General features: G+C 55.0%; 21 protein-coding genes. 15 read left to right on the top strand and 6 right to left on the bottom strand.

Features of this window, described 5'->3' with window-relative positions:
• The first annotated feature begins 96 nt into the window (after positions 1-96).
• The 3 genes from ACP0GE_RS08345 to ACP0GE_RS08335 are packed head-to-tail and all read left to right on the top strand — an operon-like array spanning position 97 to position 4182.
• The gene (locus tag ACP0GE_RS08345) at positions 97-1011 is read left to right on the top strand and encodes a sugar phosphate isomerase/epimerase family protein (protein WP_424831517.1); all 915 of its coding nucleotides are present in this window, start codon (positions 97-99) and stop codon (positions 1009-1011) included.
• The gene (locus ACP0GE_RS08340; RefSeq protein WP_424831516.1) at positions 992-2401 is read left to right on the top strand and encodes an aldehyde dehydrogenase family protein; all 1410 of its coding nucleotides are present in this window, start codon (positions 992-994) and stop codon (positions 2399-2401) included. Before ACP0GE_RS08345 ends, ACP0GE_RS08340 begins: the two co-directional genes overlap by 20 nt.
• On the top strand, positions 2401-4182 hold the full coding sequence (locus ACP0GE_RS08335) for a thiamine pyrophosphate-binding protein (RefSeq protein WP_424831515.1): 1782 nt from the start codon (positions 2401-2403) through the stop codon (positions 4180-4182). Before ACP0GE_RS08340 ends, ACP0GE_RS08335 begins: the two co-directional genes overlap by 1 nt.
• Positions 4183-4832: 650 nt before the next feature.
• On the opposite strand, the gene ACP0GE_RS08330 is transcribed toward ACP0GE_RS08335, so the two are convergent.
• The 3 genes from ACP0GE_RS08330 to ACP0GE_RS08320 all read right to left on the bottom strand — a co-directional run bounded on the left by ACP0GE_RS08330 (position 4833) and on the right by ACP0GE_RS08320 (position 7077).
• Complete coding sequence (locus tag ACP0GE_RS08330; protein WP_424831514.1) at positions 4833-5225, bottom strand: DJ-1/PfpI family protein; 393 nt, start codon at positions 5223-5225, stop codon at positions 4833-4835.
• Positions 5226-5247: 22 nt separating this feature from the next.
• The gene (locus ACP0GE_RS08325; RefSeq protein WP_424831513.1) at positions 5248-5796 is read right to left on the bottom strand and encodes a type II secretion system F family protein; all 549 of its coding nucleotides are present in this window, start codon (positions 5794-5796) and stop codon (positions 5248-5250) included.
• A gap of 402 nt (positions 5797-6198) precedes the next feature.
• Positions 6199-7077 (bottom strand): LysR substrate-binding domain-containing protein, encoded by an 879-nt coding sequence (locus ACP0GE_RS08320; RefSeq protein ID WP_424831512.1) that lies wholly within the window; start codon positions 7075-7077, stop codon positions 6199-6201.
• Between the two features lie 118 nt (positions 7078-7195).
• On the opposite strand from ACP0GE_RS08320, the gene ACP0GE_RS08315 reads away from it, so the two are divergent.
• Together ACP0GE_RS08315 and ACP0GE_RS08310 are read left to right on the top strand one after the other, a co-directional pair.
• Positions 7196-7945 carry an SDR family oxidoreductase gene (locus ACP0GE_RS08315; RefSeq protein ID WP_424831511.1) on the top strand — a complete coding sequence of 250 codons (750 nt, stop codon included), beginning with the start codon at positions 7196-7198 and terminating at the stop codon, positions 7943-7945.
• 17 nt (positions 7946-7962) lie between these two features.
• The gene (locus tag ACP0GE_RS08310) at positions 7963-8355 is read left to right on the top strand and encodes an ectoine synthase (RefSeq protein ID WP_424831510.1); all 393 of its coding nucleotides are present in this window, start codon (positions 7963-7965) and stop codon (positions 8353-8355) included.
• A gap of 238 nt (positions 8356-8593) precedes the next feature.
• Here the strand turns inward: ACP0GE_RS08310 and ACP0GE_RS08305 are convergent, their stop codons facing one another.
• Genes ACP0GE_RS08305 through ACP0GE_RS08295 form a run of 3 tightly spaced genes read right to left on the bottom strand, consistent with a single transcriptional unit; the run spans position 8594 to position 10987 of the window.
• Positions 8594-9892, bottom strand: coding sequence for a malonyl-CoA decarboxylase domain-containing protein (locus tag ACP0GE_RS08305; protein ID WP_424831509.1), 1299 nt, complete (start codon positions 9890-9892; stop codon positions 8594-8596).
• 1 nt (position 9893) lies between these two features.
• Positions 9894-10559 (bottom strand): GntR family transcriptional regulator, encoded by a 666-nt coding sequence (locus ACP0GE_RS08300; RefSeq protein ID WP_424831508.1) that lies wholly within the window; start codon positions 10557-10559, stop codon positions 9894-9896.
• Between the two features lie 41 nt (positions 10560-10600).
• On the bottom strand, positions 10601-10987 hold the full coding sequence (locus tag ACP0GE_RS08295; RefSeq protein WP_424831507.1) for a YciI family protein: 387 nt from the start codon (positions 10985-10987) through the stop codon (positions 10601-10603).
• A gap of 83 nt (positions 10988-11070) precedes the next feature.
• Here ACP0GE_RS08295 and ACP0GE_RS08290 point away from each other — a divergent pair, with 83 nt between their 5' ends.
• The 10 genes from ACP0GE_RS08290 to ACP0GE_RS08245 all read left to right on the top strand — a co-directional run bounded on the left by ACP0GE_RS08290 (position 11071) and on the right by ACP0GE_RS08245 (position 20812).
• Positions 11071-11955, top strand: coding sequence for a fumarylacetoacetate hydrolase family protein (locus ACP0GE_RS08290; protein ID WP_424831506.1), 885 nt, complete (start codon positions 11071-11073; stop codon positions 11953-11955).
• Positions 11952-12617 (top strand): malonic semialdehyde reductase, encoded by a 666-nt coding sequence (locus ACP0GE_RS08285; RefSeq protein ID WP_424831505.1) that lies wholly within the window; start codon positions 11952-11954, stop codon positions 12615-12617. Before ACP0GE_RS08290 ends, ACP0GE_RS08285 begins: the two co-directional genes overlap by 4 nt.
• 18 nt (positions 12618-12635) lie before the next feature.
• Positions 12636-13091 (top strand): OsmC family protein, encoded by a 456-nt coding sequence (locus ACP0GE_RS08280; RefSeq protein ID WP_424831504.1) that lies wholly within the window; start codon positions 12636-12638, stop codon positions 13089-13091.
• Between the two features lie 34 nt (positions 13092-13125).
• A complete protein-coding gene (locus tag ACP0GE_RS08275) occupies positions 13126-14199 on the top strand; it encodes a C4-dicarboxylate TRAP transporter substrate-binding protein (protein ID WP_424831503.1) in 1074 nt (357 codons plus the stop codon).
• Between the two features lie 30 nt (positions 14200-14229).
• The gene (locus ACP0GE_RS08270; protein ID WP_424831502.1) at positions 14230-14781 is read left to right on the top strand and encodes a TRAP transporter small permease subunit; all 552 of its coding nucleotides are present in this window, start codon (positions 14230-14232) and stop codon (positions 14779-14781) included.
• Positions 14778-16082 (top strand): TRAP transporter large permease, encoded by a 1305-nt coding sequence (locus ACP0GE_RS08265; RefSeq protein WP_424831501.1) that lies wholly within the window; start codon positions 14778-14780, stop codon positions 16080-16082. The genes ACP0GE_RS08270 and ACP0GE_RS08265 overlap by 4 nt, the downstream gene beginning before the upstream one ends.
• A gap of 10 nt (positions 16083-16092) precedes the next feature.
• Positions 16093-16959, top strand: coding sequence for a dioxygenase (locus tag ACP0GE_RS08260; protein ID WP_424831500.1), 867 nt, complete (start codon positions 16093-16095; stop codon positions 16957-16959).
• Positions 16960-17185: 226 nt separating this feature from the next.
• Positions 17186-18004: a class I SAM-dependent methyltransferase gene (locus ACP0GE_RS08255; RefSeq protein ID WP_424831499.1), complete on the top strand. Its 819-nt coding sequence runs from the start codon at positions 17186-17188 to the stop codon at positions 18002-18004.
• Between the two features lie 412 nt (positions 18005-18416).
• Complete coding sequence (locus ACP0GE_RS08250) at positions 18417-19172, top strand: methyltransferase family protein (protein ID WP_424831498.1); 756 nt, start codon at positions 18417-18419, stop codon at positions 19170-19172.
• A gap of 77 nt (positions 19173-19249) precedes the next feature.
• Positions 19250-20812: a winged helix-turn-helix domain-containing protein gene (locus tag ACP0GE_RS08245; protein ID WP_424831497.1), complete on the top strand. Its 1563-nt coding sequence runs from the start codon at positions 19250-19252 to the stop codon at positions 20810-20812.
• Positions 20813-20823 lie beyond the last annotated feature (11 nt).

Genomic DNA, 20823 nt, shown 5'->3' with positions numbered 1-20823 from the left:
CTGCTCAGTATTAAAAGTTGATATTTTTAAAAATATCAGATATTTTTTACTACGTGTGATGAATTTGAGATTCGCAGACACGTGGAGCTGCCGTTCATGGTGAAACCCGAAGAGGCTGGCGCAAGCCCCTCTCTCTATTCCTTGGCGCATCTGACGCTGATTGGCTGTACGCCGCCCGAGTTGGTCTATATCGCCGCGCGGGCCGGTTACGATGCCGTCAGCCCCCGATTCATTCCGATGCATGTGCCCGGTGAATTCACTCAATCCCCGATCGACAAGGCACAGGTGCATGCCACCAAAACTGCTCTCTCTACCACTGGCTTGAAAGTCCTCGATATCGAACTTGCGCGCATCACAGAAGATGTCGATCCGCGCAGTTTTGAGCCTTCTCTGGAGATCGGTGGGGAATTGGGTGCCAAGCGCATGATCATGAGCGCGTGGACCAATACCCGCGATGATCGTGACTTCCTGATCGACGTCTATTCGGAAACCTGCGAACTGGCGGCACCCTACGGGCTAACAGTGGACCTGGAGTTCCCAAGCTTTTCCCGCCTTCGTACTCTGGATGAGGCGCTTGACATTGTCCGCGCCTCCGATCAGCCGAATGGCGGTATTCTGGTTGATACGCTTTATCTGCATCTCAGCCGCGTGGATTTGGGAGAGTTGCTACACGTCCCCTCGGACCTGTTTCACTTCCTGCATATCTCTGATTGCCTGCCCGGCATCGCCGATACGCGTGAGGGCATGATCCAACTGGCCCGCGATGCGCGGCTGTATCCCGGCGAAGGCTGGATTGATTTCACCGGCATCATCGAACGGATGCCGCCCGTCGACTATTCCATCGAACTGCCCAACCAAAGCCGCGTTGCCGAGTTGGGATATGAAGAACACGCGCGTCGCTGTCTCAGCCACGCCAAGCGAACATTCGGCGAGGCGCGGTCACAGCGTCGTATGCCCGATGCTGCAATTCTAAAACACCAAGAGGATCATCATGGGCAAAGAGCTCACTGAAAACGACCGACAACTCGCGGCCGATATGCTGGCACGCGCCCGCGCTGCCATGGCCGAGATCGAGGATTGGGATCAGGACAGGCTGGACCGCCTGTCTCAGGCAATTGCGTGGTATGCGGGTAATGAGAAAACCTTCACGCGTCTGGCCCAGCAAGGCGTGGACGAAAGCGGTATCGGAGATCGCGAAGGGCGCCCTGCGAAGCGATTCAAGATTCACATGGTGCTGCGTGATGTTCTGCGCACGCCCTCGACGGGGATCGTCGAAGTCGACGAAGAAAAGGGGCTCGTGAAATACGCCAAACCTGCTGGTGTGATCGCATCCTTGATTCCCATGACCAACCCTGCGATGACGCCACCGGTGACCGGCGTGTCCGCCGCAAACGCCCGGAATGCGGTCATCTTCAGCCCGCACCCGCGAACCGCCCATACCACCTTTGAGATGGTCGAGGTCATGCGCGCAGCCTGCCGTGCCGCCGGTGCCCCCGAGGATTTGTTTCAATCGATCCGCAAACCGTCGATTCCGCTCACTCAGCACCTCATGGAAATCTGCGACCTGACGCTGGCGACCGGCGGTAAGCCCATGGTCAAAGCGGCGTACAGTTCAGGGCGTCCAGCTTATGGTGTCGGCGCGGGCAATTCATCCGTTGTCATCGATGAGACAGCCGACTTGGACATTGCCGCTCAGAATACACGTATTTCCAAGACGTCCGACTTTGGCTCGGGTTGTTCGGCCGACGGTAACATCATTATCCAGCGTTCGGTCTACGACGATATGGTCAAGGCGCTGGAGGCCGAGGGCGGCTACCTGTGTTCGGACGAAGAGAAGGCTATGCTCGAAGCGGCCATGTGGGATGAAAAGGGAAACCGTACGTTTCCGACCATCGCCTGTCCGCCGCAGCAAACGGCCAAGGTCGCCGGATTTAGTATCCCCGAAGATCGCAAATTCCTGATGGTTGAAAATCAGGGGCAAATCGGGTCGCAACATAAGTTCTCCAAGGAAAAACTGACCACGTTGATGGCGCTATATCACTTCGACACATTCGATGACGCGCTGGAAACGGTCAGCCAGATCTACAACACCGGGGGCAAGGGACATTCCTGCGGCATCTACAGCCACAATGACGATCACATCGACCGGTTGGCGCGTCTGGCTCCGGTCAGCCGCATGATGGTTCGACAGCCTCAGTCCAAGGCCAATGCGGGTGCCTGGACCAATGGCATGCCTATGACCAGCAGCCTGGGCTGCGGCATCTGGGGCGGCAACATCACCAATGAAAACGTCACCATGAAACATATGATGAACTACACCTGGGTCAGCCGTCCGATCCCCGAGGATCGCCCTTCGGAGCCGGACCTGTTCGGTGAATTCTACGGACAGGAGGTCGCGTGATGGACGCAAGCAAACTGGACGGCAAAACCGTTGCCGAGCATATCGTTGATTTCCTGGAGCGTCGTGAGGTCAAACATGTGTTCGGTCTATGCGGGCACACGAATATAGCGGTTCTGGCCGCGTTGGCGGAAAGCCCCATCGATTTCGTCACCGTGCGGCACGAACAAATAGCCAGCCACGCGGCAGATGCCTATGCCCGCGTGACGGGCAAGGCCTCGGTGGTGCTGTCCCATCTCTCCCCGGGGCTGACCAATTGCGCCACCGGGGTCGCCAACGCCGCACTGGACTGTATCCCGATGGTCGTGATCGCGGGCGATATTCCTACGCACTACTACGGCAAGCATCCACATCAGGAAGTGAACCTGCACGCAGACGCTGCCCAGTGGGAGATTTATCGCCCCTTTGTCAAACGAGCATGGCGCGTAGATCGGGCGGACCTGATGGCCGAGATTCTGGAAAAGGCGTTTCATCTCGCTGAAAGCGGCCAGCCCGGACCGGTACTGGTCAATGTCCCCATGGACATCTTTTCAGAGGTGATCCCCTCGGACAGTTTCGACCGTATTCGCGACAACACGCGCGCTCTCAAGAAACCGTCGATTGACGACGAGACAGCGGGAGAGATTGTCGAAGCGTTGGCTAAAGCCGAAAACCCAGTCGCTTATGTCGGGGGTGGTATTCTTCTGGCACAAGCCAGCGAGGAGTTGCGAGAATTTGTTGAACATATGGGCCTTCCAGTCGCGCATTCTCTGATGGGTAAAGGCGCGTTGCGAGACGACCATCCGCTTGTGCTTGGAATGACCGGGTTTTGGGGCACCGAATTGGTCAACCAGACCTGCTTGAACGCGGACTACATCTTTGCCGTGGGCACTCGGTTCAAAGAGGCTGATTGTTCCAGCTGGTATCCCGGCTATACGTTCAACATTCCCGGCTCGAAGGTCATCCATATCGACATTGAGCCGCAGGAGATCGGTCGGAACTATCCCACCGAGATCGGAGTCGTTGCTGACGCCAAGGCCGCTTTGCGCGTCCTCAACCGGGTCGCCCGCGAGATGTATCCGGACGGCTTCAAGCGTCCCACGCTGGAGCAGAAGATCGCTGGCTTCCGGACGGACTTCAAAGCGCGCAATGTGGAAATGGCGACCTCATCGGCCTTTCCAATGATGCCCGAGCGTATTCTGGCAGATACCCGCAAGGCACTGCCCGAGGATGCCATTATCACCACGGACGTTGGGTGGAACAAGAACGGTGTCGGGCAACAGTTCGACATTTTGACGCCGGGTTCAATCCTGACCCCGGGCGGGTTCGCGACGATGGGTTTCGGCCCTCCGGGCGCGATCGGCGCGAAACTGGCGGCACCTGATCGCGTTGTACTCAGTCTGGTTGGTGATGGTGGCTTCGGTCAAAACCCGTCGATGCTCGCAACGGCCGTCGAACTCGATCTGGGCATTATCTGGCTGGTTATGAACAACAACGCCTTCGGAACGATCGCCGGCCTTCAAAAAGCGCATTATGGTTTGACATACGGGACTACGTTCCCTGGATCAGCTGCAGCTCCCGCAAACGGACCGGGTTATGCAGACATCGCACGAGCCTACGGTGCGGAAGGGCACAGGCTAAGTGCTGCTGATGAATTGTTGCCTGCTTTGGAAGCGGCAATCGCCAGCGGCAAACCAACTGTCCTTGATGTACCGATGATCAACAATCCGACGCCAACTACCGGGCATTGGAACATCCTCGACATCTATTCGCCAGATAGGGATGTTTCGCACGTTGCAACCTGACGTAGTTTAGAATTTGGGCGTACTTCTACGCACAAGGCACTTGCCAATGTCTGCGAAACAGAACGGCAAGTGCCGCTATGCTCACGTTCAGTATCTTGGGCCAACATTGCGTCGTAGAAGAGATGATCTCGTCAACTGAAACATAACCGGCATAGAAAAAAGCTTATAAGTGCTTTGGGTCAGAAATGCTTGACGTTTGGGTCAGAATAGAATGACGGAATTTACCGATTTACTGAGGTTTTGGGTGTCAATTGAGTCAAACATCAGTGACGTTCCACAGTAAATGTTGAACGTCACACGAACCTGACCTAACTGTCATAGTTGAACCAGAAACTAGGTGAACGTTCGACACTGGAAGGCACCCCAAAAAATTCTCCTATAAGAAACGAGAATAGATTCTGAGCTGCAGATTAGTTGCTGGAGCTAGAACTTAGGTCCAACTTTTGGGGTGTCGGTTTGCTGTTTCTCGCGGCCCAGAGCCGACCTTCGACCACCAATCGAGATGCTGCAGCCACAACCCGTTTTCCGGACATTCGCCGCAGGCACAAAATCCTATGATCTGTGAATGAACAGGCCGCGGACAAACTCCCATTTCGCTGCGGGTATGCCAATTTCGCCCTACGAGAAAGGTGGTGACGGTTTCAACCCGGTCAAACGAGGCCATGTGCTTTGGCAAACGGGTCCCAGTCCTTATTTTTGTGCCAATCGTATTCACTCCATGTAGCAATTTTTTCGGCTGTCTCTAGGTCGTGTATCAGCGCGATGGCACCCAAAGCCATATCCATCCCTGCTGAGACACCGGTAGAGGTAATGAACTTGCCGTCTTCTACCCATCGGGCTTGTTTCACCCAATCGACCTGCGGGTATTGATCCGCGATTTTTGTGTAAGCTGCTTTGTTCGTAGTGGCGCGACGTCCGTGCAAAACACCTGGGCCTGCGAGAAGCAATCTGCCTGTGCATACGCTCAAAACATACTCGGCTTTACCTGCCTCAGGCTCCACCAAGTAGTGAACCGGTGCAAACGCTTCGGAAAAAGCCGCCATTCTTCCGACGCAGTACTCGGGATCATCCGAACATATTGATCCAGCGGATCAACATGGGGGCCAGGCAGATCAGCAAGAGGACCGGCATCCTGCACATTGCCATGACCGCGGACATCTGCACCGGGAGGCGGTTGGCTTTTTCCTGTGCTCGCAATTCGTGGTCCAGTCTCATGTCCGTTGCAAACCGGCGCAATGAGGCCGAGATGCTGGTTCCGTATTGGTTGGATTGCAAAAACGCATTCGCAAATGAATTCATTTCGTCAATACCGACCCGTTCCGCCATATCCAAAAACGCGGCTTGGCGCTCTTTCCCAGCTTGCAACTCCAATTGAAGGATTGAGAATTCCTGCGAAATCTCGGGGGCAGCTTGCGCCATTTCGTGCGACACGCGCACCATCGCACCATCGCACCATCGCAGCATCGAAGCCCAGCCCGGCTTCGATGGCCACCTGCAACAGATCCAGGGCATTTGGCAGGCAGTATTTGACAGCACGCTTCTCTGAGTATCTTCGGCGGACCGCAGTGTCGAGAAAATGCGATGCTCAGCAACCTGGATGGCAGTCTCGTTCATACGTTTCCCCTTCCACCTGACCAAGCTTTGCCCATTTTCACCGGTCAAGTAAGCGGTAGTGTGTCACACCCTGGTTGAACACTCAGAGAATACATTGTTCATGTTCTGTTAATTTTGACCTTCGTTTGAAAACAATGTCGCTGCACCTGTTACTGCGGTGAAGTATTGTGTGAAACTTGAGAAGAGTTGATATTGAAGTACCGTTCAGTTTTTCATCGACGGATTGCACGGCAGCCTTACTGCGTTGGGCTAAGCTCCGTTTTGGGTTGACGAGCCGTTTTGCAAGGTCCGTCAACTGCATGTTCTTGCAGTTATTGCGCTCTGTGTTGCTGTCATCATAGCCCCTATAGAAACACTTGAACCAGTGAGTACATTGGTCGAGCTTCGATTGGAGGCCAAAGCTCAGATCGACATGAGCCATTTCTTGAAAATTCTAACCGTGACACGCTCCTGATCTCCGGGGCGGCAGACGAAATATAGCCCGCGATCCAGCGGAACACGGCTTTCGTCGAGACGAACCAGCCGACCGAGCTCCAAATCTCTTTCGGCCAGAAGATGTCTGGCCAGTGCCACGCCTTGCCCGTCTATCGCGGCCTCTAGCAGAACAGCACTATCCACATACTTGATGCTTTGGGAGTTGATCCGATCAGCGTCTAAACCAACTTGTGCGGCCCAGCTTTGCCATCCGACATTAAAGGCGTCGTGCAATAGCGGAAGATCAGCCACATCCTCGACCCGCATCGGTAGCCGGGCTTGCCCGACAAGGGAAGGCGCGGCAAGGACAACTAACTCCTCTTGTCTTATTCGTTCATGATGCAGCCCCTCCCAACCGGGTTCCCCAAACCGTAGGGCGACATCGACTTCGGATGTATTGAAATCTGCAAAGGCGTCATTTGTGTCCAGTAACAATGCGATGCCAGGGTGTTCTCGCTGAAACGAGCTTAGCAGAGGCACAAGCCATTTTAGCGCCAGCGATGTGGACAAAGATACCGTAATGGACTGGCGGTGATGTAGTCGCTTCACCTCTGATACGCCCAGCTGCAATGCAGAAAACGCGCCGCGCGTTGATTGATGCAAGCGCTCTCCGGCTTTTGTCAGTTCCACGCCGTTGGGGCGGCGATGGAAAAGAGTCACGCCAAGATGCAGTTCCAGCAACTTTATCTGCCGACTGATCGCTCCGTGGGTGACGTTGAGCACATCCGCGGCCTTGGTCAGGCTTGAGTGGGTTGCGGTTTCGTCAAAGGCCTGTAGGGCGCGGAGGTGTCTGAGGTTTTCTGGCATGTGAGAAAAACTAACAGCAATATCCTAAAAACTCGATAGGCCTGCCTAATTCCACGGAGGTACACTGATATCAACGCAATAATTCTCACATACTATGCACCTAAAGAAAGGGGACGCCATGCCCGAAATCAAAGTCGCACTGATGACAGGTACAGGACAAGGCATTGGCCGGGGCTGCGCTATTGAAATGGCAAAGGCGGGTTACAAAGTCTCGCTGATGTCGCCCTCCAACAGGTCTGTAGAGCTGGCGGAGGAGCTTGGGGGCATTGGCCGTCGCGGCTCTGTTCTGGATGTCGATGACTTGCAGGCGATGATCGACGACACCATGGGCGAGTATGGGCGGATTGATGCAATAGTCAGCAACATGGGTCACGGCGGGACGGTGCCGGAAGCCATCAAGACCGTTGGCTTCGATCCTGACTTTGACGGGCCGCTTTTGGAACTCAGCGACGCATTATGGCACGAAAGCCTAGACATGTATGTGCTGAACGTCGTCAAGATTGCCCGTATCGTCACGCCCATACTGATCGAACAAGGCGGGGGTGCTTTCGTAAATATCTCTTCCATGAATACAATCGAGCCACGTGCACCCTATCCCATGAGCATGCTGCGCGGCGCTCTGCACAGTTTCTCAAAGCTCTATGGGGATCGTTACGCACGGCACAATATTCGTATGAACAACCTTCTGCCCGGGTTTTGCGAGAACGTGAATTTGTCCGAAAGAGCCCGCAGGGAAATTCCTGCGCAGCGGCCAGCAACGTTTGAAGAAATTGGAAAGGCTTGTGTCTTTCTCGCCAGCGACGCAGCCCGGTATATAAACGGTCAGAGTATACTGTCCGATGGCGGCATGAACCGCGCGGTACGATAGAAACGAGACGGTGAAGTATGATTGTAAAAGCACTCAAAGATATCATTGATACTAAACGCGACGTTGCCGGGCCGGGGTGGAACAGCAGAAGACTGTTGCTCGCGTCAGATGGTATGGGGTTTTCGCTGACGGACACGATCATCAAAAAAGGCGCAGAGCTTGAGCTGGAATACACCCACCATTTAGAGGCGTGTTACTGCATCAAGGGCAGGGGGCAGATCAGGGCGTTTGAAGATGAAACCTGGTATTCCCTTGAACCGTTTACCCTTTATGCCTTGGACCAACATGACCGACATTTGGTGCGTTCGACAGAGGCTGATCTGCGGCTTGTCTGCGTCTTTAACCCGCCGCTAAGCGGGCGCGAAGTACACCGCGAAGACGGAAGTTATGCCCCAGCTACATCCGGATGAGCACAGTGATGTGTTGCGCAGGTTGGCCATTCACCCCGAGTACGGCATCCGGCCAAATGAGCGGATCCCAAGTGCTCCGCCCGCGCGATCAATGGCCGTGATCGGGCGCACGGAAGTGCTGGGGCATTACCGGCCTCTTAGAAATTGTACACTTCTGAAACCTCGGCCGTCATCGGGCCGTCGGGGCGGTACTCGCTCTCGGCGGGTTGGGCAAACAAGCTAGAACGGAGGGTGTTTGTCACGGTTCATTTCCACTTGGTGTAGCTTCAAGCGTTGCGGTTGAAGCCGCGCGAACAGCACGCGAGGCTTCGATTGTGGCATGTGTCGCGAATTCTTCGTGATGGCGCTCGGTCTTGTTCAAGTCATACAGGTAGTTGACCATCGCGCCGCTTGATTGAGCTTGGCCATTCGGCGACAGATCTGCCTCGGCGTGTAGGTCATAAAGTTCGGCGCCATTCCCCAAGTGAAATCGGGCCACGGGATCCAGCGGCATGCCATCTTTGCGCTTGGCAAACATCAGGTACCGAGCGGCCATCGCGCGCAGATCCTGAGGTGAAGCTGTTCCCGCAAGTATGGCTTGGGCAATGTGGCCGTGCTCTGGATGTTCCGTTTCATCGGCCAACCATCGATTCAACCCCGGTATCGGTGACAAGGTTACAAAGCTATCAATGCCCCGAAGCTCTCGCGACAGTTCGGTCACAACTTGTTTAATGAGCAGATTGCCAAAGCTGATACCTGTCAGACCCTTTTGGCAGTTTGATATGGAATAGAAGGCTGCGACTTTTGCCTGTTCTGCTTCGATTGGGTTTCGATTTTCGGACAAAAGTGCATCGATCGCCGTAGGGATTTCGGTCGTCAGGGCAACTTCGACGAAAATCAGTGGCTCATCTGGCATCGAGGGATGAAAAAACGCAAAACAACGGCGATCCGGTGGGTAGAGCCTGCGTCGTAAATCGTCCAAATCGTTAATTTGGTGCACCGCCTCGTATGCGACGATCTTGTCCAGAACGCGGGCCGGGGTGTCCCAACTGATTTGTTTAAGAACAAGAAAGCCCCGGTTGAACCAGCTTCGCAGCAAATGGACGAAGTCAATATCTGTTCGCTTAAGTTTGGGGTTGGACTTGAGAAAGCGCAGAAGATCCACGCGCATAGCGACAAGTTCTTGCGTCGCGCCGGGCGGTTGATTCAACCGGCGCAATAATTCTTGGCGCTTGGGTTCTGCGACCTCACTCAGCTTGTGATACAGATCGACGCTTCGATCATTAGAGTAAAGCTGCGCTGTCTCTGCAAGCCGATCCGCGTCCAGTTCAAGCTGGTCGTTCAAGTGGCAGAAGAAATCCAGCTTCTCTGCGTCGCTAAGTGTTTGATACCGATCAAGGATCGTGGAGGCGAGCATGAAGCCCGATACTTCGCCCTCGGCCGACAAAAGCGCTTCGCACAGTTCCGCAATCGATCGTTTGTCTTCTTTGCCGCGCCTGTTCCCGGGGCGGTCCAGTAATTGGCTTAGCAGATCACCCAGAAACCAGTTCCGCTGCATGTCAGCTCTCCATCTGACTGCTCAGGTACTCGCCTGTTCTGCGGTAGTGGTCGATTAAGTGCCGGGTCGCGCTATCCGCGTCGTGGGCCAGTGCAGCGTCCAGAATCTGTTGATGTTCGGCCGCGATATCGCGCTTTTTGTAGCTTGATCCGCCAGCCGCCAGATAGCGGTAGCGAATGTTCAGATCATAAAGTTGCGAGCAATACCGAAGCAGCAGCGGTAAATTCGCGGCGTCCAACAAAGCCATATGAAACGCCTTGTGAGCGTCTTCAAAGTCATGAGCGCCGTTTTGGCTTGCCTTTTTCATGTGGTGATGGCGCAAAACAAGCCTGTCTTCCCAGGCTGCATCCGCATTTGCGATTGAAGCGCGCAATGCTGTTTCTTCGAGGTTGCATCGCAGTAGAAGGATTTCTTCGAAATTGCACTTGCTGACCGGGGCGGCCCGAAATCCACGCTGATCGATCCGCTCGACCAACATATCCGAGGTCAGAAGGCTGAGCGCCTCTCGAACTGGGCTTGCACCGGTATCCAGCAGTTTGCGAAGCTGCTCGATCTTGAGTTTTTGTCCCGGAGGCAACGCGCCGGTCAGGATCATTTCGCGCAGCTTTCGATACGCGCCATGAGTGGCCGATGTTTCTTTGCCCTCGATATCAAGCATGGCTTCCATATCCGACTGTTCCTTCCTAAGCGCGAACTTCGGGGTGCTTATTAACTGAGGGTGCTCGTTCCAGTCGATAGGCCAACTGTGAGGGTAAGCGAACCTTCGTTTATCAGCCAGCGCCTGAGTACAAAGCTGCGCGCCCCGCTTTTGTGCATGGGGTCGTCCTCGGCCAGTTTCCGTGCGGCCTCAAGACTGTCCGCGCGATAAATGATCAGGCCCATCCCCTGCATGTGATCGCCGGATTCGTCTGACATCGGCCCGGCAAACGCCAGCTGTCCCAAGCGTTCCAGCCGCGCCTGATAAGCCAAATGATCCGGCAGCGAAGCCTTTACATCTTCGGGCGCTTTTGCGGGCGTGCTGTGTACGACGTATAGCTCTAGGGCAAGTGCGCCACGGCTTTTTGCTTCTGATTTGTAGTCTGCCCAGGCAACCATCGGCGCTCTCCAAAAAATCGATATTAATTGACATATGGCAAAATAGTCGGCAAAAATCAAGCGAACTGATATGGATGGTGCGCATGAAATACCTGGTGGGAGAGACTTCGGAAGGTACGGCGGTTTTTGCTGTAAACGGTGAAAACGCAATAAATTTAACAGCTTTGGACCCCGCCATCGGCTCCGATCTGATGGGGTTGATAACCAACCCGGCGCTGGCCGACTCACTGGCTGACAAAATCGCTTCTGCCGACAATGTGCCGGTATCCTCGATCCAGCCGGCGCTGCCTATTGCGGCACCGGGTACGATCATTTGCATGGGGTTGAACTATACCGACCACATCAAGGAAGGCGGCTACGACATCCCGGAATATCCGACGCTGTTCATGCGGGGGAAGAACTCGATCATGGCGGCCGGGCAGCCAATGGTGCGACCTGCCTGTTCCGAGAAACTCGACTACGAAGCCGAGCTGATGCTGATCGTCGGAAAGCACGGGCGCCATATCTCGGAAGAAGACGCGCTGGATTATGTCTTTGGTTATACAGTGTTCAACGACGGGTCGGTGCGGGACTATCAGCGTAAAACCGTTCAGTGGACGCCCGGCAAAAACTTCGATGACACAGGCGCAATTGGTCCTTTTACCGTAACGCCGGACGATCTGCCCGAGGGGGCATCTGGGCTAAAGATCGAAAGCCGTGTGGGTGATGAGATCCTGCAAAGTTCGAACACCGCAAACATGATCTGGGGTGTGCGTCAGGTTATCGCGACGATTTCGGAATTCATGACACTCGAACCGGGCGATCTGATCGCTTTGGGAACACCGCCGGGTGTTGGTCACGCCAAAAAGCCTGGTCCGCGCTGGCTCAAGCCGGGCGAAACCGTTGAAATCGAGATTGAAGGCATCGGTATTTGCGCCAGTCCGGTCATTGACGAGAAAGACGCCAAGCCAAAGGTGGCCGCGGCATGAGCGCACCAACCGGCACAGAGCTGGAGGCACTTCGCGCCAAGGCGCAGCAGGATCATCGTGACCTGCGCGAACGCATTCCGCGCTTGTCAGATGATGCGATCGCCTTGATCCTGCGCGAGTCCAGATCGCATTACGCGTGGACTGACAAGCCTGTTTCCGACGACCTGCTTGAAGAGATCTATGACATCACGATCAACGGTGCGACCAGTATGAACACGCTGCCCGCGCGGTTCGTATTCGTGAAAAGTGCCGAAGGTAAAGAGCGGCTTGCCAATTCGCTAAAGCCGAAAAACGTGCCAAAGATGATGGGTGCGCCGGTCACGGCGATCATCGCCTACGATATGGCGTTTTGGACAGAGCTGCCGTTTCTGTTCCCGCACGAAGATCGTCGGCCATTGTATGAAAACAATCCGGAATACGTGGCCGATACTGCGTTCCGCAATGGAACGCTTCAGGGCGCATATTTCATGATCGCGGCCCGGGCTGTTGGGTTGGATGTGGGGGCTATGTCTGGCTTTTCGAACAAGATCGTCGACGAAGAATTCTTTGCTGGCACGACGCTCAAGTCGAATTTCCTCTGCAATCTGGGCTACGCGGACGAGACCGGTTTGTTCCACAAGCTGCCGCGTTTTCCATTCGATAAGGTATGCTCATATGCATAAAGGGGTGATGCTTTGACCATGAAAGTGAAGCCTGTCGTGACCTACCGCACGACAGCGCAGTGCCCGACGCATGCACGGACTGAGATCCCAATTCGCGATCTGGATGTGGTTATCGACGAACCTGTCGAACGGGGCGGAACAAATCTTGGCCCGTCTCCGACCGAAACCGCTATGGCAGCCTTGATCGCCTGCACGAACGTCATCGGGCACAAGAACGCGCACCGATTGGGAGTTGATCTTGGCACGGTGACAATCGACGCGAAATGCAGGCTGGATCGGCGCGGCGTCCTGATGGAGGAAGAGATCGATGTGCCGTTTCCGGAAATCGAACTCACCGTGAAATGCGACACGCCCGCCAGTCAGGAGGAGCTGACGCGCGTGGGCGAAGAGACCGCCAAATACTGCGCTATCGCAAAACTGTTTGAAGCGGCAGGCACAGACCTGACTGTCAACTGGGTCAAAACAAACCGATAGAAGACAAAGGACCCGATTTTCTGGGAGGAGAGAAATGAAAAACTGGACCAAACGCAGCCTTGTCGGAGCTGCTCTGGCAAGCGTCATGTCGCTGCCTCTGGCGGCAGAAGAAACCATTTCCGCAGTTGTAATTGACGGCTATCCTGACCGTGCATTGTGGGTGAAGGAGTTCACCAATTTCTTCATTCCCGAAGTAGACAAACGGCTGGCCGAGTCCGGCAATTACAAAATGAACTGGCAGGAAAACTATGGCGGTTCAATTGTAAAACCCAAAGGCGTTCTGGAGGGGATTCAGCTGGGCCTTGGTGACATTGGCATCGTCACAACCATCTTCCATTCGTCGAAGCTGCCCAGTCAGGGCATTTCCGGCTCGACACCTTTTGTGGCATCGGACTCCCGTGCTGTGGCCAAGGCCGTGGACGAAATCGCGCGTGAGTACCCGGCGATGCAAAACGAGTTCGCTGCGCAGAACCAGGTCTATCTGGCGACAGGCGTGGTTCTCGACACGTATCAGATATTCTGCACGGAACCCGTCGTGTCGGTCGCCGATCTTGAGGGCCGTAAGATCGCGGGCGCGGGCCTTAACCTGCGGTATCTTGAGGGCATCAAGGACGCGGCTGGTGTCCGCGGTGGCCTGACTGATTTCTATAACATGCTTCAAACCGGGCTGGTGGATTGTGGAATGCTGTGGCCCGAAGCTGCGAAGACATTCAAGATCGCCGAGGTAGCCCCCTATATGCTCAGGGCCGATCTGGGTGCTGTGAACTCGAAAACCATTACGGTTAACGCCGACTATTGGGCCAATCTGCCGGACGAGGTCAAAGATGTGTTGAAGGCCGTTGCCATCGATTACCGCGACCACGTGGCCGGTATCGCAATGGACCGGGCCGCTGCATCGCGGGATGCCTATGTTGAAGCGGGCGGAACAATCGTCGAAGTGTCGGACGAAGACCGCGCGGCTTGGGCAAACGCCATGCCGAACGTCGCGCAGGAATGGGCTGCGACGCTGAACGAGAACGGCGAACAGGGAACCGAGATGCTGGCTGCATATCTGGGCAAGCTTCAGGATGCCGGTTTCACCGGAGTGCGCGACTGGACGGCTGAATAACCGTCCGGCGATCCACGAAAGGGGCCTTTTATGCTGAAGACCGCTATTGCTGGGCTGTCGCGGGTCGCCAATTCGCTCGCAATAGCTGCCAACGCCCTGGGAACGCTCGTTGTCCTGGCGTTGGTGGTCATTTTGAACGTGGACGTCATCGCGCGGGGTCTGTTTTCATCCCCGCTGCGCGGCACCTACGAAATGGTCCAGTTTTCGGTCGTGATGATCGTTTTCCTGCAATTGGCCGACGTGGTCAGAGTGGACCGGCTGACACGGTCAGACGGGTTCCTGAACCTGATGCATCACCGCCGTCCCGGGCTGACGGCCAACCTGAGGCGCATCATCAACGCCATCTCCGCGATCTTCATGGGTCTGATTGCCTATGTGACCTTTCCCGAATTCCTGCATATGTGGGAAACGCAAGACTATTTCGGAGTGCCGGGTCTTTTCACATTGCCTTGGTGGCCGGTCAAACTGGTCATCGCGTGCGGGACTGCGCTTGCCTGCGTGATCTTCCTGCTCAAGGTTGTCACGGCGCAGGACCGCCCGCAGCTTGTACGCACCCCGGAACATGACGAGGCCGCAGAATGACGCCGATTGAGATTGGCCTGATTTCGGTCGTAGCAATCGTCTTCCTGATCTATGCAGGCGTTTACATTCCGATTGCTCTGGGTGTGGTCTCTTTCGTGTCGATTTGGCTGATGCGGGACAATTTCACGCTGGCTCTGAACCTGTTGAAAGTGGCGGTCGGCGACAGCGCGATGGAATACAGTTTCGCGACCATCCCGCTGTTTACCTTCATGGGGCTTATCGTCTCAAAAGCCGGGTTGGGCCGGGACATCTACGAGGTTATGACCATGCGGTTTCGCAAGGTCAAAGGTGGTATTGGAATGGCCACGGTCGGGGCAAACGCCGTTTTTGCTGCTGTGACCGGATCGTCAATTGCATCTGCATCTGTTTTCACCAAGGTCTCGGTCCCGCAGATGATGGCGCAGGCCTATAACCCGCGCTTTGCAGTTGGCGTCGTTGCCGGGTCGTCGGTGCTGGGCATGATTATCCCGCCTTCAGCCATGTTGATCATCTATTCCTTTGTTGCTGAGCAATCCGTGGGCGACATGTTTCTGGCCGGTGTCATTCCCGGTATCATGCTGGCGATCGCCTATGTCGCTGCGATTTGGGTCATGGGCCGTTTCACGCCCGCATTCGTAGGCGGCCGGGTTGTCGAAGACACCGAGTGGATGTCCGGTCGTGAGGTCGCCTCAAAAACACTACCGACACTGTTCATCATCACTATCGTTCTTGGCGGGATCTATACGGGTTGGTTGACCGCAGTCGAGGCAGGGGCCGCCGGAGCCTTTGTTGCGCTGATCATTGCTGTTGCGCGCAAGTCGATGTCACCGCGCGCGTTTTGGGATGCGTTGCTGGAGACCGGCCATATCACAGCAGCGATTCTGTTCCTGATCACGGCGGCGTCAATCTACAGTCGTATGCTTGGGTTGGCAGGCTTGCCCAACCAATTGCAGGACCTGCTTGCCGGGAATTCCGCCTCCTTCTGGACAATCATGCTGCTCTACGTTCTGTTGATGCTGTTTCTGGGGACATTGCTGGATACGGCATCGATCATTCTGATTGTTGTCCCGTTGTTCCTGCCTATGGCCGAGGCGCTGGATATGTCGCTGATCTGGTTTGGCATTATCACCGTTGTTGGCGCAGAAATCGGGCTTTTGACCCCGCCTTTGGGCATATCTTGCTTCGTCATCAAATCGACGATCAACGATGACCGAATATCGCTCAAGGATGTGTTCATGGGCGCACTTCCCTTTGCGTTCGTGATGCTGATCGTTCTGTTTATTCTGATCGAGTTCCCGATCCTCAGCCTTGCGCTGATTTAAGGAGGCCAAGATGCGCTCTGTCACCAAAGACAATATCACCGATGTCTTCATGGGATATCTGTCTAAAGACACTGATCCGCGGATGCGTGAAATCATGGGGTCTTTGGTCAAACACCTCCACGACTTTGCGCGGGAAACCAACCTGACGCATGACGAATGGCGCGCCGGGATTGCGTTTCTCGAGGGATGCGCAGCGGTGGAAACCGAAGACAGGCATGAGTTCGTTCTGGCCTCGGACGTGCTGGGCCTGTCGTCGCTGGTGGATATGCTGCATTCAAGTTCGGATGCGACAAGCTCATCCGTGCTGGGTCCGTTTCACGTCTCTGGCGCGCCCCCGTTGCCAATTGGTGGCGATATGAAACGTCATTATAGCGGGCCGGTTCTGCTTGCCGAAGGCGTGATCCGGGACACCCAAGGCAATCCGATTGCTGGCGCTGAACTCGACATATGGCAAACGGCTCCAAACGGCCTCTATGCCAGTCAGGATGATGAGCAGGACACGTATTCGTTCCACGGGCTGATGACAGTTGGCGAGGATGGAAAATATGCGTTTACGACAGTCAAACCGGTTGAATACACCGTGCCATCCGATGGGCCGGTGGGCGATATCCTGCGGGCGTGCGGACGCCATCCCTGGCGGCCGTCGCACCTGCATTACATCGTCAAGGCCCCTGGCTACCGCACACTAGTGACCGAGATTTTCCCCGACGACGATCCCTATCTGGATCAGGATACAGTCTTTGGTGTTCGGGACGATCTGGTGATGACGTATGTGGAACGGCCAGCTTCGGAATTTCCCGATGGCATGGAGCTTTCCGGGAAAATCACTGAACCCTTTTTGCACGTGACTTTCGATGTGATGCTTGCCCGAGCCTGAATATTATGGGGATTTTGAAATCAGAAGTCGTTTCCAAAGTGTCAGTGGCTAGTGCGGCGGTATAGACCGAGTCGCTACCATTCCTGGGCAATTCCTGGCGGGCGAGTCTAATGGGGTAAGGCGAAGCTTCGCAATTCTTCAAGAAACCCTCAGGCAGACTTCAAGCACCATCTGAACCGGACGCCCAATGTTACTTCGTTACTTAACCCCAAGTACGGAGATACTCATGACCATTCAGGAAACGATCACACCCAACTTTGACGCAATCAAAGCCAAGCAAAACGCTGCTTGGGCATCCGGCGACTATGCCGTCGTTGGCACTACGCTGCAAATCGTTGGCGAGCGATTGGCGGAAAGCATGGACCTGGTGCCGGGTGCAAAAGTTCTCGATGTAGCGGCTGGCAACGGAAACGCGACACTGGCATTCGCGCGGCGATTTCATGAAGTGACGTCGACGGATTATGTTGCAGCTTTGCTGGACAAAGGGCGGGCACGAGCCGTGGCCGAGGGGCACACTGTGCAGTTTCGTGTCGCGGATGCCGAGGATCTGCCGTTCGAAGACGGTCGCTTTGACGCGGTGGTTTCGACTTTTGGTGTTATGTTTGCCCCAAACCAGGCGCGCGTGGCGCGCGAACTTGTCCGCGTTGTGCGTTCGGGTGGATTCATAGGATTGGCCAATTGGACGCCAGACAGCTTCATTGGCCAGATGTTGAAAATTGTGGGCAAACACGTCACACCTCCGGCGGGTCTTATGCCACCAAGCCGATGGGGGAATGAGACGGCCCTTTCCGAGTTGTTCCCCGAAGCAAACAACATTCAGATCACCACTGAGAACTTCGTTTTCAGGTACAAGACGCCTGCGCATTTTGTGGATCTGTTTCGGTCACTCTATGGTCCGGTTCACAAGGCGTTTCTTGCGCTGGAGCCCCAGGGGCAGGCTGCGCTTGAGGCAGACCTTCTGGAATTGATCGACCACTTCAATACCGCCGAAGATGGCTCGGTGCGCATCCAAAGCGAATATCTTGAGGTGATCGTTCAGACCTGATCACACCAGTTGTTTCTGCTTAAAAGCCCCACGCGTGGTTCGCGCGTGGGGCATTATTTTTGGCGCTATCGATCCGGTAGCATCGGTAGTCTGACCAATGGTTTGCCGTTCAAAGACTACTCTTCAGCCAATCCTCAGCCAAGGCTCAAGCAGGGACGCCCGACTTCCTTCATTCCAGACTCACCGATCAACTCCCGTGTCAGGCAATGCCTTTGCACGGAGGAATTTCAAACGAAGGAGAATACCGTGATCAGATACCTCATCGCCTTTTGGCGCTTTCTACATGCCCCATCAATTCGATCTCGACTGAAAGATGTGTCCCAGCTGGCCGACCGGGATCGGCTGGATCTCGGGCTTCGTCCGAAATCTGAAACCCTGTTGCCATATAGCCCATTGCCCTGAGGAGACGGCCATGAAACGTTTTTTTATTCTTGTGTATGGGCTGTTGGCCTACTTTCTGTTTCTCGCCGTTTTTGGTTATATGGCGGGCTTCCTGTTAGGGTTTCTTGTGCCGAAGGGCATTAATGATCCGGGCCACCTTGACGACTTTCACCCGTTCACTGCCGTCCTGATCAACCTCGCTTTGGTAGGGTTGTTTGGCGTTCTACACAGCATTCTGGCACGAGACTGGGCAAAGGCTTGGCTGTATCGCGTAATGCCCGCTGCGGCCGAGCGCAGCACATTTGTCTTGCAATCCAGCCTCTGTCTGGCGCTTGCCATGTGGGGTTGGCAACCGCTGACCGGGACCATTTGGCAGGTCGATGGTGTGGCTGCCATGGTGATTTATGCGGGATTTGCTGTTGGAGTAGGGATCGTCCTGTGGTCGACCTTTCTGATCGATCATTTTGAGTTATTCGGCCTGCGCCAGATCTGGTGCAGCTTCACGCGACAGGCGATGCCCGAGCCAACATTTCGAACGCCAGCGCTTTATGGGTTTGTGCGTCACCCTTTGCAACTTGGCATCGTAATCTTGCTGTTTGCCACACCGCATATGACCTGGGGCCATGCCTTGTTTGCTGGTTCCATGACAGCCTACATCTTTGTCGGTCTCCATTTCGAAGAACGCGCTTTGCGCCGAGCGTTCGGAGACCGGTATGTGGCCTACCAGAGCACTGTTCCAATGTTGTTTCCCGGCCTGCGCGCCATAAACAGCTACCGTAAAAGCTGACACTCTTCATAAAGTCACCAAAACGCACAAATGACGGAAACCTTCTCTGACACAATCCCGGATGTTATACGTGCTATATGGTTTTTGAGTTTGACGACTTTGAACTTGATACCGACCAGGTCGAACTGCGCGACAATGGTCGCGCCGTTCCCCTTGAGCCCAAGAGTTTCGACCTTCTTGTTTTCCTGATCCAGAACCATGATCGCGTCTTGTCTCGAGACGAGATTTTCGACCAAATCTGGCCGGATGTTTTTGTAACGGATGCCTCTCTCTCTACGGCAATCGCACAAATTCGGCGCGCCTTGCGGGACGATGGAAACGCCCAAAGATACATTAAAACGATCCGGGGCCGGGGGTTTCGGTTTGCCGCCCCGGTCAAGCAAAAGGCATCGGCCAGACCGAAGACGGCATCTGCAGAAAATGGATCAAGTGCCACTCAGGATCGTCCCGTGGCCGGCCCGCCCGTTATTGTGGTCATTCCATTTGATCTTATCGGAACGGATGACACTCATCACGCTATCGCCGAAGCATTGCCGACAGAACTGATCACCACCCTGTCGCAATTGAAATGGGTAAAGGTTATTGCCCGGGCTTCGGCGTTTCAGTTTCGCGGTCGGATGTTTTCGATCAAAGAGATTCGGGAAACGCTTGGTGCCGCTTATGTCCTTTCCGGTTCCGTCGAACTTTCCGGTACGCGCCTGTCGATTGCCGCTGAACTGGTGGATGCCCGAACCGAGCACATAGTCTGGACCGATGCTTTCAGTGGCAAGATTGACGATGTGTTCAACCTTCGTACGCAGATCGCCCGGGAAATCGCAAACATTACAGAATATCGTTTGGCTTTGAATGAATCGGACAGGTTGAACCATGTTCCCTCCGAGAATCTGGACGCCTGGGGCCACTATCATCGCGGAGTGCGCGCGATGTTTCACTACAACCAATCGGATAACGAGGTGGCTGGAGATCATTTTGCAAAAGCTGCAAAGCTGGATCCGAAATTTGCCAGGGCGCAGGCCGCCCTGTCCTACACTGAGTTTCAAAATTACTTTCAGCAGTTTGGTGAAAAATTCAGCCATCACAAAGCGCTTGCGCTTGAGCACGCACAGACCGCAGTGAAACTCGACCCGCTTGATCCATACAGCAACCTGATGCTGGGGCGTGCAAAGTGGATATTGGGCGAGGTCGAGAATGGGCTGATCTGGGTCAATAAATCGCTGATGCTGGCACCGAATTACTCATTTGGCTATTACAACAGTGCGCTTCTCAATACCGTTTTGTGCGATGGAGAGCGGGCTGAAACCCATGTCGCGTCCGCGCTGGTGCGCAGCCCGATTGACCCCCATATCCAGACGATGCTTGGCACACGCGCCCTTGCAGCATTTGTGCGGGATGATGCGGATCAGGCCCTTAGGTATGCTGAACAGGCAATGCAAACACACAATGCGCATGTGCATGTTCACCTGATCGCAGCGGGGATTTATTCAAACTACGGCCAGGAAGACAAAGCGATACGCGCGCTGAGCGAGGTCAAAAAAAGAAACATCGATATGCGAACATCGGGGTTTTCCGCGCATTTCGAACTACGCCATGAAACACGCAAGCATGCACTGTTCGGAGCCTTGGAGCGCCTGGGTGCCTAGCCCAGGGCTCG

The organism is Ruegeria sp., from assembly GCF_965243365.1.
Taxonomy (GTDB): Bacteria; Pseudomonadota; Alphaproteobacteria; order Rhodobacterales; family Rhodobacteraceae; genus Ruegeria.
Note: the sequence above shows the minus strand (reverse complement) of the source record. Positions and strands in the feature narration are given on the sequence as shown.